Annotated in this window: 10 protein-coding genes and 1 pseudogene; 5 read left to right on the top strand and 6 right to left on the bottom strand. The window is 74.7% G+C overall.

The genetic code is table 11. The annotated features are described in order from the left end of the window. Positions 1–13: 13 nt before the first annotated feature. On the bottom strand, positions 14–2,257 hold the full coding sequence (locus IPL61_27255; GenBank protein ID MBK9034918.1) for a hypothetical protein: 2,244 nt from the start codon (positions 2,255–2,257) through the stop codon (positions 14–16). 411 nt (positions 2,258–2,668) lie between these two features. Here IPL61_27255 and IPL61_27250 point away from each other — a divergent pair. Beyond that, positions 2,669–3,220: pseudogene (locus tag IPL61_27250) on the top strand (DUF4157 domain-containing protein). Positions 3,221–4,811: 1,591 nt separating this feature from the next. Here the strand turns inward: IPL61_27250 and IPL61_27245 are convergent. The 3 genes from IPL61_27245 to IPL61_27235 all read right to left on the bottom strand — a co-directional run bounded on the left by IPL61_27245 (position 4,812) and on the right by IPL61_27235 (position 7,070). Further along, entirely contained in the window at positions 4,812–5,261 is a 450-nt protein-coding gene (locus IPL61_27245; GenBank protein ID MBK9034917.1) for a hypothetical protein, read from the bottom strand. Positions 5,262–5,483: 222 nt separating this feature from the next. Then, positions 5,484–6,413 (bottom strand): dienelactone hydrolase family protein, encoded by a 930-nt coding sequence (locus tag IPL61_27240; GenBank protein ID MBK9034916.1) that lies wholly within the window; start codon positions 6,411–6,413, stop codon positions 5,484–5,486. A gap of 153 nt (positions 6,414–6,566) precedes the next feature. After that, the gene (locus tag IPL61_27235; GenBank protein ID MBK9034915.1) at positions 6,567–7,070 is read right to left on the bottom strand and encodes a CBS domain-containing protein; all 504 of its coding nucleotides are present in this window, start codon (positions 7,068–7,070) and stop codon (positions 6,567–6,569) included. 104 nt (positions 7,071–7,174) lie between these two features. On the opposite strand from IPL61_27235, the gene IPL61_27230 reads away from it, so the two are divergent. Both IPL61_27230 and IPL61_27225 read left to right on the top strand, forming a co-directional pair. After that, positions 7,175–8,428 (top strand): hypothetical protein, encoded by a 1,254-nt coding sequence (locus tag IPL61_27230; protein ID MBK9034914.1) that lies wholly within the window; start codon positions 7,175–7,177, stop codon positions 8,426–8,428. A 197-nt stretch (positions 8,429–8,625) separates the two neighbouring features. Then, positions 8,626–10,068, top strand: a complete 1,443-nt coding sequence (locus IPL61_27225; protein MBK9034913.1) for a TonB family protein — start codon at positions 8,626–8,628, stop codon at positions 10,066–10,068. Positions 10,069–10,155: 87 nt separating this feature from the next. On the opposite strand, the gene IPL61_27220 is transcribed toward IPL61_27225, so the two are convergent. Beyond that, positions 10,156–10,584, bottom strand: a complete 429-nt coding sequence (locus tag IPL61_27220; protein ID MBK9034912.1) for a hypothetical protein — start codon at positions 10,582–10,584, stop codon at positions 10,156–10,158. Positions 10,585–10,780: 196 nt separating this feature from the next. Here IPL61_27220 and IPL61_27215 point away from each other — a divergent pair, with 196 nt between their 5' ends. Together IPL61_27215 and IPL61_27210 are read left to right on the top strand one after the other, a co-directional pair. Continuing rightward, complete coding sequence (locus IPL61_27215) at positions 10,781–11,128, top strand: hypothetical protein (protein ID MBK9034911.1); 348 nt, start codon at positions 10,781–10,783, stop codon at positions 11,126–11,128. Positions 11,129–11,363: 235 nt separating this feature from the next. Next, positions 11,364–12,269, top strand: coding sequence for an SDR family NAD(P)-dependent oxidoreductase (locus IPL61_27210; protein ID MBK9034910.1), 906 nt, complete (start codon positions 11,364–11,366; stop codon positions 12,267–12,269). Between the two features lie 220 nt (positions 12,270–12,489). On the opposite strand, the gene IPL61_27205 is transcribed toward IPL61_27210, so the two are convergent. Beyond that, positions 12,490–13,134, bottom strand: a complete 645-nt coding sequence (locus IPL61_27205; GenBank protein ID MBK9034909.1) for a DUF1801 domain-containing protein — start codon at positions 13,132–13,134, stop codon at positions 12,490–12,492. Between the last annotated feature and the right edge of the window lie 4 nt (positions 13,135–13,138).

The following is a 13,138-nucleotide window of genomic DNA, read 5'->3' as shown; positions in this document are numbered from 1 at the left end:
AGGGATCGGGGATTCAGCCGGCCGACCCGGCCGGCGTGACGCCCCGCGCGAGGATCGCGACCAGCAGATACAGCCCGGCGGCGAGGCGCAAGGTGTCGGTCGAGCCGGCGACGCGCAGGGCGAGGACGGCGATGGTGCCGCCGGCGACGGCGGCGGCGCCGTTGATGGCCCACATGCTGGCGATGCGGCTCGCGGGCGCGCCCTCGTGCGCGAGCAGCACGGGGAACGGACACCCGAGGGCGACGCCGACGGGCGCGAGGACCGCGATGATGAGCGCGAAGCGGGCGGTGTCGCTGGTGATGGCCTCGAGCCAGGCGAGGTCGCGCGCGAGCCAGGCGCTGCCGGCGACGACGATCGCGGCGGTGAGGCAGGCCCACGATGCGCCGCGCGCGCGGCGCCGCCAGTGGCCGCTGACGAACCACGCGCCGGCGGCGCACCACGCGAGCAGCCCGAACAGCACGACCGAGATCGCGTAGAGCGTCCCGCCGGCGGCGAGCGTGAAGCGCTGGATCAGCGCGAGCTCGACGCACATGAACGCGGCGCCGAGGCCGGCGGCGATCGCGGCCGGGCGCACGAACGAGCGCGGGTCGCGCCGGCGCTCGACGACGAGCAGGCCGACGAGCAGGACGGCGCCGACCAGCGCCCCCAGGCGGCCGGGCTGCGCGCGCGCGGTGGCGCGCAGGCCCTGGGTGTTCTGGAAGAAGTACGGGCGCTCGTCGTGGACCGGCGCCAGATCGTCCGCGGCGGTGGCGCCGAGCTGCGCACGATCGAGCAGCTGCGCGGCGCGCTCAGGAGGATCGCCGGGCCCCCACAGCAGCTCCGCGGGCTCGACGTCGAGCGCGTCGACGACGTCGAGCGGCAGCCGCGCGGACGCGACGACCAGCAGGTACCGATAGGCGGTCTCGGGGCGCGGGTCGCGCAGGACCGCGATGCCGTCGAGGGCGCGGTCGCGGGCGACGCCCGTTGCGGCCCGCGCCTCGAGCACGGTGAGCAGCTGCCGGTAGGCGTTGCCGGGATCGCTGTGGATGAAGATCAGCGCGCCGGTCGGGGTGAGGCGTCGCAGGTACAGCGCGACGGCCTCGACGGTGTACAGGTGGGCCTCGAGCCCGGCGGGCTGGGCGTGACCGTTGCCCGTGAGGGCCAGCGCGAGCTCGATCAGGTCGTAGCGCTCGGTCGTGTCGGCGAGGTAGCGGCGCGCGTCCGCGATGATCAAGCGGACGCCCGGCTGGTGGTAGACGTCGCCGGCGAAGCGCCGCCAGCGGGCGAGGACGCGGGGCATCGCCGGGTTCACCTCGACGCCGTCGACGCGCGTCGCGCCGTACTTCTTGGCCAGCCAGACGCTGGCGCCGGCGCCCGCGCCGAGGACGAGCACGCGCTCGGGCCGGAGCGCGCGGTACGGCAAGGACGAGAGCAGGCCCCAGGTGTCCTCGAACGCGCCGGCGCGGGCCTCCGCGGCGCGCACCATGAAGGTCGGGCTCATGCCGTCGGTGTAGACGCCGAGGCGGGTGTCATCCCCCCGCACCCGGGCGACGTCGAGCCGGCCGAGCGGGCTCCAGGCCGAGTCCAGCACGTCGCGCGGCGTCGCGCCGGCCTCGGCGAGCGCCTTCTCCGTGCCCAGGTCGGAGCGCAGCATCGACGCGAGCGCGCCGTCGGGCATCCACCCCGCACGCCCGGCGACGAGCGCGCCGGCGTGCGCCAGGACGAGCACCGCGGTCGCGGCGACGAGGCGCGGCCTGCGCTCGACGACGGCCAGCGCCCACACGCCGCCGAGCACGCCGAGCGCGGCCACGATCTCCGTCGGCGCGAGCGGGCCGACCAGGCGCGGCGCGACCAGGCAGCCGGCCGCCGCGGCCATCAGATCGAGCGCGTAGGCGGTGCGGACCCGGTCGCGGCCGCGCGCGGCGTAGGCGTCCGCCACGAACATCCCGGCCAGCGCGAACGGGGCGAGCGACACGACGACCAGCCACGGCAACGACAGGCCGCAGGTCTCGGCGACGACCAGGCCGAGCAGCGCGGCCGAGAGCCCGGGCGCGGCGCGGCGAGCGCCCGCCCACGCGGACCAGCGCGCGCGGACCAGCGCCCCGACGCTCAGCCCCAGCAGCGCGATCGACAGCGCCACCGACGTCGCGTGCGTGCTGCCGATGTACGCGTAGAGCCTGGTCGAGGTGAGCTCGAGGACCAGCACCACGAACGTCACGACCACGATGGTCGTCGCCGAGCGATCGTTGCGCGCCTGCAGGTGCGCCCAGCGTATCACGCGCGCGCCCCCGGGGACCGAGGGAGCCGCGAGGTCGGCGGGCCGGCGCTCATGCACATGGTCCTCGACCGCGCCGCCGCCGGCGCCGCGAACCTCCTCGGCGGTGCTCGCCGGCTGGTGCGCTGCCTTGGGCCGTCGAGCCTCCGCGGCAGTCGATCGGACCGGTGTGACGGCGCACGGCGCCGCCCGCGATGCTCGATCGCGGGCGACCCGATGTCCGTGGGTCGCGGCCGCCGCGATGTATCGATCGCGGGCGACCCGCTTGTCCGTGGGGCGCGGCCGCCCGGCGGGGCGCGCGCGATCCTCGGGGAGTCCCGGGCCGCCAGGGGCGCGGCGTCGCGCTCGGGCGCCGGACCATCGACCCCGACCGGGTTCTCGGGAATATCGCTGGCCCGGCCCGTCAATCTCGACATGGCTCGAGGACTTGACCAGTTTTCAGGGACTTCGTCCGATGGCCAGGACCTGGGACCGTCCGGCGGCGCCCCGGGCAAGCGCACCTTGACCTCGCGGCTGCCGACGCGCAGCGCGCCGGCCGCGCCGGCCGCGCCGGCCCGCGTGGCGCCGGTGCAAGCCGACGGCGGCGGCGCCATGGACGACCCGTTCGCGATGCACCTGATCGCCGCCCGGGGCGTCGCCGGCGGCGGCGGCGGGCTGCCTCACCAGGCGGCGATCCAGACCAGCTTCGGGCACCACGACGTCAGCGGCGTGCGCGCTCACGTCGGCGGCGCCGCGGCCGACGCGTCCGCCGCCATCGGCGCCCGCGCCTACGCGACCGGCGACGCGGTGGCGTTCGCGGCCGAGCCCGATCTGCGCCAGGCCGCTCACGAGGCGGCGCACGTCGTGCAGCAGCGCGGCGGCGTGCGGCTCGACGGCGGCGTCGGGCGCGCCGGCGATCTCTACGAGCAGCACGCCGACGCTGTCGCCGACGCGGTGGTGCGCGGCGAGTCAGCCCAGGCGCTGCTCGATCCGATGGCCCATCGCGGCGCCGCGGGCGGACCGGCGGTGCAGCGGCTGGTGTCCGAGGGCGACGCGGTGGCGGTCGGCCGGCTGCAGCGGCTGCTGTCGTCGGCGACGCCCGCGGAGGTCGCCACGATCCGCGCCGAGCTCGAGCGGGCGCTCCGCCGCGCCGGCTCCGTCGTGGTGATCGCGGTCGATCTCGACTTCCTGCACCGCGGCGAGGAGTACCGCCTGCACCTGCCCGTCGACGACGCGCGCACGATGCTGAGCGAGTGCGCCGGCGCCGCCGACCACGCCGCGCGGCCCGCGCACCGGAGCGCGGCCCCGCACGCCACCCGCACGCTCACCAGCTTCGGCGCAGCCAGCCTGGGCGCGATGATCCGGAGCCTGGCCGGCGCCGAGGGCGAGGAGAGCGAGGTGCAGTGCACCGTGCGCGCGCCGATCCCCGAGACCCCGCTGTGCGTCACCGGCGGCATCGCCATGACCGTCGGCCACACCGGCGAGGGCTGGACGGTGGAGTTCTCGCCCCAGCTCGGCCTGGGCCTGCTGGAAGGCGAAGGGCACCTCGATCTGGTCACGACCCACGCGAGCGAGGTCAGCGGCCACACCCCGGAGCTCGCCGCCGAGCTGCTGAGCGTCGCGCTCGAGCACGAGATCCGCGCCATGGGCGACGGCCCGCCGCCGCCGTTCGTGATGGCGGCCATGGCGGCCGCCGCGACGGTGGCGCCGTTCGCGGTCGGCGCCGTGGTGCTGGCCGACGTCGGCGCTCGGATCTACAACTGGGCCACGACCGGCCGCGCCACCGATCCGTTCTTCAGCTGGCTCGCCAACGCGATCTTCGGCCACGGGCACACGGCGGCCGTCGGCCGCCGCATGCACGACGGCGACTCGGTCGAGACCACCGACGGCGGGGAGCTGGCCGGCGAGGCCGGCGAGGGCAGCGGCCACAGCCGCAGCGAGGTCGGCCTGCACGTGGGCGCCGGCCACCACTGGCGCATGGAGCACGAGGACGGGGCCGTGCACGAGGGCTCGTGGAACAGCATCGACCTCGAGTTCGAGGCCGAGGTCCACGGCTTCCACGGCACGTTCGAGGCTCACCTGCCGACCAGCCGCGGCGCCCACGTCCCCGGCGGCGAGCTGAAGATCGAGCTGGGCGCCAGCGTCGAGACCCACAGCGTCGAGCGCGTGGTGGCGGCCGATCTGTTCGCGCGCGGGGCGCAGCTCCTGGTCAACGCGCTGCGCGAGCGCGAGGGCACCGAGGAGGCGCGCCGTCGGGCCCAGCACGGCGTCGACGCCGCGGGCGAGCTCGCCGGCGCGGCGCGATCGCTGCTCGCGGCGCGCGCGGTGTCGAGCGGCGCCGCCTCGGAGCTGGGCGTGGTGTTCGAGCTGACGTTCGCCCTGGGCCGCGGCGAGCACAACTCGATGGCGGTCAAGATCACCGACGGCTTCGAGGGCGACGTCGCGGCCCAGGAGGTCGAGTACAGCCACGCCCGCACCATCGGCGAGGTCCCGTTCTGATCACGCCGACGGGTCCAGCCGCGCACGATCCGGCGCGCGTGGCGCTGGACGATCTGCCGGTGCCGCGGCGCCGACAAGCTCAGGCGTAGAACGCCTTGAACTGCTTCATCGCGCCCTTGCCCTTGCACGAGAGGACGCGCGGCGCGACGTCGGACTGGTGCTTGATCCGCGCCTGCGACAGCGGGCCGAACAGGATCGTCTTGAACGACTTCAGCTCGGCGACCTTGATCACGCGGTCGGGCTGGTCGGCCCCGAGGAGGTCGACGAGGCGCTCCTCCAGCTCGGCGACCGTGAGCTCGGGCTCCGCGAGCAGCCGCTCGACGCCCTCGACGACCGGGATGCCCTCGCCGAAGTGCGCATACTTGCGGGTCCGCATCGCGACCAGGAAGTGCGTGAAGTCCTTCTTGGGCACCACGAACACGTAGGTCTTCGTGCAGACCACGCAGACCTCGGCGTTGGTGAGGCCGGCGGAAAAGTACGCCTTGGGGAAGAACAACACGTTTTCTCCGACGGTCACTGCGGCAGACATGGAGGTCCTCGTCTAGAGGTTCAAGTGGCGGCACCATACCCGAGCGCCTGTCGGGCGCGCGCGAGCCCCAAGAAGTCGTGCGCGCTGCGTCTCCCCACCGGGCCACACGGCCGCGTCACCGCGCGGTGGCCTCGGTGCCGGCGCCGCGCGCGCCGGCCTCTCCGCGGACAGGCGCGGCCTCGGTCGCCGCAGATCGCGGCTGCGGTGTCGGCGAGGCGGTCCCTAGAGATGACGCTCGAACGTCGCCAGCATCCGCGCCCACGCCCGCTCGGCTTGCGCGTGGTCGTAGACGGGCGAGTCGAGCGTGCACCAGCCGTGCTGGGCGGGATAGACCTCGACCTCGGCGGGCACGTGCGCGGCGGCGGCGGCCCGCTGGAGCGTGTCCTTGGCGGCGGGGTCGCGCGCGTCGTCGTTCTGGGCGATGCAGATCAACGCCGCGACCTTCATCCGGGGCAAGAGCGCGTGGGGGCTGGTCGGCTCGTCGGTGACGAGGCCGCCGCCGTGGAACGACGCGATGACGCCGACCCGGTCCGGCGCCGCGGCCGCCGTGCGGAAGGTGAACGGCCCGCCCATGCAGTAGCCCGTGGTCGCGAGCTTCCGGCCCGGGTCGACCTCGCGCTGCTGGTCGAGCCACGCGGCGAACGCGGCGCCGTCGCGCGCGATGCCGTCGGGCGTGATCGCCGCGCGCATCGGCGCCAGCTTGGCCTTGCCCTCGTCGGTGGTCCACTCGGCGAACGACGTGAGCACCGGCGCCTTCGACGAGCGATAGTACTGGTTGACGGCGAGCACGGCGTAGCCCGACTCGGCCAGCCGGGTCGCCATCGTCTCGTACGCCTCCCGCAGGCCCGCGACGTCGGGCCACAGGATGACACCCGGATGACGACCGCTCGTCGGCGCCACGAAGAACGCCTCGGCGGCGCCGTCGGGCGTGTCGATCGTGACCATCCTACTCGCGGTGCCCGCGGTGCCCGCGGTCGCTGAGGTCTTGGCCACCGCGGGCGCCTCCGGCCCCGCGGCGCTCGTCGAGCGGCGCGCGCAGCCGGTCAGGACCGCGGCCACCAGGGCGCCCGCGCCGATGCCGACCTCCCGGCGGTTGAGCCGCGGGTCCTTCAGAAACGTCGCGTTCTCAGCTTCGGTATCCTCGTCGCACATGGGGCAGCTCCTCGGGCGGAGTGTACTCCGTGCCGAGGCGTGCGCGCGGCGCTCGCGGTGGCGAGGAAGCTCGCGGCCTGGCCCGAGCCGCCATGGTCGGCTCGATCCGAACGGCGGCGGTCTCCGCGCGGCGGATGCGCCCGCGTGATCAGCTCACGGCGCGGGCGCGATGGTCATGTCCAGCAGGCCGATCAGATCGAAGGTCGTCACGATGCCCTCGAGGTGTCCGTCCACTCCGACGAGGACGCGGTGGACCCCGCGCGCGCGCATGAGCCGCGCGATCGTCGCGGCGGGCGTGTCGGGCGCGACCCAGATGGGCTCAGGGCTCAGGATGTCCGCGGCGCGCAGCGCCGACAGGCTCTCCTCCCCGGCGCCCGTGGGGAGCTCGTCGAGGTCGTCGTCGGAGACCTGATCCACCGCGCGGAGGAGATCGGCGGCCGTGATCACGCCGACGACCGCGCCGCGATCCCCGACGACGGCCACGCCTCCGATCTGCGCGACCACCATCAGGTGGAGCACGTCGAGGAGCGGCGTGTCCGCCGCGACCGTGACCGGGTCGCGACCCATCACGTCCTTCGCGGATGGCGGCTGGTTCGTCATGAGGGCAAGGCTCGCACACAACCGCGCGACGCACCCGATCGGTTCGGGGAAGCGCACCTCGCCGGTCCGCGCTGGGCCCGCGGTCCTCGGCGCGCTCGCCGGCGGCGCACAAAGATCGACCAGCCGAGTCACACCAGGGAGCCTGCCGACTCTGTCCGCTCATGCACGCCGTCCGCCTCACCCTGTGCCTCTCGTCCCTCGTCCTGACCGCGGGGGCCTGCGGGAGCCCCGACGGAGGGGACACCGCCGACGCCGCCACCGCTGCCGACGGCGCCATCGACGGCGCGAGCGCCGTGGATGCCCCGGTCGAGGTCGACGCGCCGGCGTGCCTGCCGGCCCTGCCGTCATCGCTGGTCCTGGCCGCGACCGACCCGATGCCGCCTACCTACACCAGCCTCGCCACCCTGACCTCGACCGGCGAGCTGGCGGTGCTCGGGTACGACGGCGCCAACGGGGAGGCGGTCCGCTGGTGGGACGGGTCGCAGTGGATGACCAGCCCGGTGTACGGCAACACCAACGGCGGGTTCGGGCGGCTCGCGCTGGGCGAGCTGGCGGGCCGCGCGGTCGTGTTCGGCGACGTCAGCGATCAGTCCAGCGACAGCGACAAGCTGCGCTACTGGATGCAGCTCGCGAGCGGCGCGTTCGCGACCGGCCAGCGCGTCGGCAACGTCACCGCGGGCGAGGTGCGCGCCACGCGCTACGACGCCGCGACCCAGGTGCTGTCGGCGGCCGGCGGTGACCAGTCGCACACGCTCGAGAGCTACGAGCGCAACGCCGCCGGGACCTGGACCGTCGCGCAGGTCGCCAGCCGGTCGACCAGTGGATCGCTCTACGCGGCCGGCATCGGCGTGCTCGCCGACGGCACCGCCGCGATCGCGGGCACTGGCACCGACGGCTTCGTCCTGTACCGCCGCACCGGCCTGCAGTGGGGCCCGTACCGCACGCTCGCGAGCGGCGGCATCTACGCCGCGCAGCTCGCGTTCCCGGCGGCGGGCGCGACCGGCACCGCGGCGGTCGCGATCTACGGCGACCCGCAGACCAACCACCCGCGCGGGCTGTTCGTCGACCTCGCGACCGGCGCGCCGACCGGCGCCGGCGACCTGATCCCGCAGGCGATCGGCATCTCGGCGGTCGACTCGACGATCGCGTTCGAGCCCGGCACCGACCGCGGCAAGATCCTGCTCGTCGACGACAACTTCAACGCTCCGCGCGCGTGGATCATCGGGTTCGAGGGCACCGCGTTCACCGCGGCCCAGGAGCTGCGCCCCGACCGGGTGTTCGAGACCTTCCCGCGCCTGGTCTATCACCCGTGCGGCGGCTACCAGGTCCTGCACGTGTCGCGCGCCCCCACCGACGCCGCCGGCACCGCGCCGCTGCGCTTCGAGCCGCTCGCGACCTTCGCCCCAGGCCTGTGATCGCCGCGGGACCTCACGGCGCGCGCGCGAAGCGCATCTGCGAGTTGCCTTGGACCGCTTCGCCTCGGAGCGATCCGGTGTATTGTCCCCCAATGTGTTGGCGCGGTGTGAGGCCCAGTAGGCCAGTGGCGGCGGGTGGCTTGGGGCCCGGTACCTGTGGTGGGGCCCGCACCCGGGTAAGCCCGAGGCTTTCGGTGATGTGCGCCTACGCCGCGGTCGCGATCGCCAGCGCGTGCGGGCCGCTCGTCAGCCAGACGCCCGAGCAGCGCGAGTACGCGGACGACGTCGCCGCGTGCCAGCGGGGCGACGGTGAAGCGTGCTACACCGCGGCGACGATCGCGCTCACCTGGGAAGGGCGCGCTCCTGGCGCGACCGAGATCGCCGAAGCCCTGCTGGGTCGGGGATGCGACGCCGGCGACCCAAGCTCGTGCCGTCGCCTCGCGAACCGGTGGCGATCCATCGAGCCGAGGACAGCCGCGATCTACGTGAAGCGCGCATGCCAGGCAGGCGATCAGGAGAGCTGCGATCTCCTCACGAGCGCCGCAGCGTCGACCGCGCCGGCGGCACCAGCGCCGGCACCGCCACCGCCGCCACCCGATCCGCCGATGCTCACGAGCGGCACGTGCTTCTTCGTCGCGCGGGCTGGCATCGCGGTTACCAACCACCACGTGATCGACGGCGCGGCGGAGCTCGTGCTCATCGACGCCCGAGGTCGGGCGCACGCGGCGAAGGTGCTCCGCGACGACAAGCAGGTCGACCTGGCGGTCCTCGAGGCGGTCACGGCGAATGACGTGCCGCCGCTGCCGCTCGCCGCGGACAAGGACGTGCCGCTGGGAGAGCAGGTGTTCACCATCGGGTTTCCGGTCCCGGGAGTGCTCGGCACCGATCCCAAGTTCAGCGAGGGGTCGCTCGGCGGCCAGGCCGGCCTGGGCGCGGCGTGGCTATATCAGGTCACGGTGCCTGTCCAACCCGGCAACTCAGGAGGCCCGCTGGTGGACCACCGAGGCTTCGTCGTCGGTGTCATCGTCGCGAAGCTGCGAGCCGATCGCTTGATGCAGACGGAGGGCGTGACTCCTGAGAATGTGAACTTCGCGATCAAGAGCGCGGAGCTTCGGCGCTTGCTCCGAGGACTCAAGCTCGGTTCCTCGAAGGCCGCGCGGACGCGTCAAGCGGCGATCGATCGGACTCGGGTATCCGTGTGTCACGTGGTGGCGAAGCCGGCCGGGTCGGATAGCAGCGGGGCTGAGGCGGCGCCGGACGGCGACTCGGTCCGTGGGCCCAGCGGTGGCGGGCCGGCTGCTCCACCGGGCGCCGACGCCCAGGGCGTCGAGGCGAACGCGCTCGTGCGCATCGCGGGTGAGCCCCGCGTCCTGCCTGACGCGGCGACCGTGGCGGAGATGCGCCGGCGCGGCCGGCCGGAGATCCGCGCGCGGGTGAAGCTGTGTATCGACCGCTCCGGCGCGGTCGAGAGCGTCATGGTCCTCGACTCATCTGGCTCGTCCCTGTACGACAAGAAGCTGACGCGGGCGGTCAAACGCTGGCAGTACCGGCCATTCATGGTCGACGGCGAGCCGGCGGCCGTGTGCAGCACGATCGCGTTCACGTACCGGCTCCGCAGCGGGGCCGCACCCGGCGGCTGATCGGTCCCCCCGACGGTACCGGGATCCGGCCCGGGAGCCCATCGGTGCGGGCATCCGATGAGCAGGCGGCGATGGTGAGGATCGTACTCAGGGCTCGATCGTGAGGACCGCGATCGCGTGGCCGTCGGCGGTGACGGCCGAGTGGTAGTACCCGACGAGCGCGGGCAGCGCGGTGACGTCGTGGAGCGCCGCGCCATCGAACCACGCGACGGTCGGGCCCACGATCAGGGCCTGGTGCGCGGGCAGCGGGTGCACGTGGCGCTCGTCGATCGGCGGTGCCGCCCCCAGCGCGAAGCCCCGGGCCTCGCCGGTGCCCGCGTCGACGCGTCGCTGGAGGAACGCGACGTCGCCCGCGAGCCCGAGGGCCGCGTCGAGGATGGCCAGGTTCGAATCGGACAGGTCGTCCCGGAGCTCATGCTGGGCCGTGGGGTCGAGCTCACGCAGCTCGCGCAGCTCGACCGCGCCGTTCAGGTCGATCGCGCCGTCGCCGGTCGCGGTGAACTGTGGGACGAACACGGTCTCGGATCCGAGGTCCTCGCCCTGGCGGTCGTCGGCGCGCTGACCGGCGCCGGAGGCGAATTCGGAGCCTCCAGCGCGACGCGCTGCAGCCACGCCCCACCCGGTCGACGTACTGTCGGCCGTGGTCCGCCCGCTCCGCCCGCTCCGCCCGCTCCCGCGCCGTGCGGGAAGCGCCGGGCTCGTCGTCGTCGTCGTGAGCGCATGCGGGGCTGGCGCACCGCGCGCGCGCCCCCCGTCGAACGCCGCGCGCGCCGACCGGCCTCCCGCGCCGGCCGCGCCGCCGGAGCCGTGGTTCCACGACAAGGCCGAGGCGTTCGACGAGTGCGTCGCGCCCGAGGCCGCGCCCGCGGTCGCGCTGCCGCCGCCGTTCGAGCGCTGCGACGGGACCGAGGAGTCGTGGTCCAGTCCGCCGGGCGGTGGCGAGCTGCACTTTCACTATCGCGAGTTCTCGGCCGCGGTCACGAACGCGCGGCGGGCGGGCGGGCCCGAGGTCTGCTGCTACCTGATCTGGGAGTTCCCGCGGCGCAGCCGGTCCGACTGACCGACGCCCCTGGCGCAGGGGCCGCCGACGGCGCCGCACGGAGCACGACCGCCGGGCGCGTCTCGATAACGGCGCCGCGCGGACCACGACCGCCGGGCGCGTCTCGCTGACGGCGCCACACAGAACACGACCGCCGGGCGCGCCTCGCTGACGGCGCCGCCCAGAACACGACCGCCGGGCGCGCCTCGCTGACGGCGCCGCACGGAACACGACCGCCGGGCGCGTCTCGCTGTCCATGACGATCGCGCGCCCGGGCGCGCCATCCGGAGCCCGGCGTGGCACGCTCGCGCGCATGAGCGACTTCCCCAGGACAGGCATCGTCACCGGCGCATCACGCGGCATGGGCGCCGTCATCGCCGAGGCCCTGGCGCGGCGCGGGATCGCGCTGGTCCTGGCCGCGCGCGACGCGGCGGGGCTGGCCGAGACCGAGGCGCGCTGCGCCGTGCACGGCCATCCGGTGCACGTGGTCCCGACCGACGTGGCCGACCCGCGCCAGCTCGCCGCGCTGGTCGCCGCCGCCGCCGACCGGCTCGGCGACGTCGATCTGCTGCTCAACAACGCCGGCGTCGAGGAGGTCGGCTTCTTCGAGGACCTGTCGCCCGAGGAGATCGAGCTGCACACGCGGGTCAACCTGATCGCGCCGATGCAGCTGGCGCGCGCGGTGTTGCCCGGCATGCTGGCGCGACCGCGGCCACATCGTCAACATGGCGTCGGTGGCGGGCCTGGCGCCGATGGGCTTCGGCGAGACCTACGGCGCCACCAAGGCCGGGCTGATCAACTTCTCGCGCTCGCTCCGCGCCAGCCTGCGGGCGCGCGGCACCCAGGTGCGGGTGTCGGCGATCTGCCCCGGGTTCGTCGAGGGCACCGGCATGTACGCCGACCAGCAGGTCCAGTACGGCTTCCAGGCGCCGGGCCTGGTCGGCTCGACCCACGTCGACGAGGTCGTGCGCGCGGTGATCCGGACGATCGAGGAGGACCTCCCCGAGATCGTCGTCAACGACAAGCCGATCAAGCCGCTGGTGGTGGCGGGCCTCACCTCGCCGCGCTTCATGGACTGGCTGCTGGGCAAGCCCAGCATCGGCCGCATGCTCTTGCCGATCGCCGAGGCGCGCCGCGCCGAGCGCAAGGCCGCCGCCGCTGACCCGCGGCCGTGAGCCGTCACGCTGGTGCGAGCGTCGCCGAGCGCAAGGCCGCCGCCGCTGACCCGCGGCCGTGGGCCGTCGTCGGGGGCTCGGCGTGCTCGCGGCGAGCAGCACGGACACCGCGACCACGGACACGGTGCGGATGATCGTCACCGCAGGCTCCTCGAGAGGTCCGGACCGCGCCGTCGCGGTCGATGATCGCGGCTTGATCGAGCGTGGTCAGGGGATCCAGCCGGGCAGCGCCGCCGCCTGCGTCACCCAGCTCGCCAGCAGCGCGTCGTCGAGCGCGTCGCCCTCGTGGATGTCGAGGTAGCGCGTGTCCTTGCCCTTGCTGGTGCCGGGCGGGATCGGGCGCAGCGACGCGCCGCGGAAGAACGCGACCTTGAGGTAGCGCGTGAAGGTGTGGAGCCCCAGGAACCAGCCCTGGCCGTCGAGTCCGTAGAACGGCGAGTTCCACTTCACCGCCTTGCGCACGCCGGGCACGGTCCGCACGATCAGCGCGTCGAGCCTGCGCCCGATGTCCTGCTTCCAGGGCGGCAGCGCGGCGAGGTACGCCTGCACCGGGGCGTCGCCGTCGGCCTTCGCGATCTGCGGGTTGCCGCCCGACAGCAGCGTCACCGGCCGCGCCCGATGACCGGCGGACGTGGCCTCGGTCGGCGGGACCGCTCGGGCCACCGCGGCGCGGGCCCTGGGCGGCTTCTGCGGCGCGGCCTTGGCGGCGGGCTTCGCAGCGGCGGGCTTCGCCGCAGGCTTCGGCGCAGCGGCTTTCGGCGCGGCGGTCTTCGGCGCGGCCTTCGGCGCGGTGGCCTTCGACGCGGCGGCCGACGGGCGCGGCGCGCGTGCGCGGGACGCGGCCCTGGTCATGCCG

This window comes from Myxococcales bacterium (genome assembly GCA_016717005.1).
Classification (GTDB): domain Bacteria; phylum Myxococcota_A; class Polyangia; order Haliangiales; family Haliangiaceae; genus UBA2376.
This window is presented reverse-complemented; position numbering and strand designations above follow the sequence as displayed.

Excerpts from the sequence above, each read along its gene's own strand:
- IPL61_27205 (MBK9034909.1), bottom strand. The coding sequence starts at position 13,134 with ATGACCAGGGCCGCGTCCCGCGCACGCGCGCCGCGCCCGTCGGCCGCC.
- IPL61_27245 (MBK9034917.1), bottom strand. The coding sequence starts at position 5,261 with ATGTCTGCCGCAGTGACCGTCGGAGAAAACGTGTTGTTCTTCCCCAAG.
- IPL61_27230 (MBK9034914.1), top strand. The coding sequence starts at position 7,175 with ATGCACGCCGTCCGCCTCACCCTGTGCCTCTCGTCCCTCGTCCTGACC.
- IPL61_27210 (MBK9034910.1), top strand. The coding sequence starts at position 11,364 with ATGACGATCGCGCGCCCGGGCGCGCCATCCGGAGCCCGGCGTGGCACG.
- IPL61_27225 (MBK9034913.1), top strand. The coding sequence starts at position 8,626 with ATGTGCGCCTACGCCGCGGTCGCGATCGCCAGCGCGTGCGGGCCGCTC.
- IPL61_27240 (MBK9034916.1), bottom strand. The coding sequence starts at position 6,413 with ATGTGCGACGAGGATACCGAAGCTGAGAACGCGACGTTTCTGAAGGAC.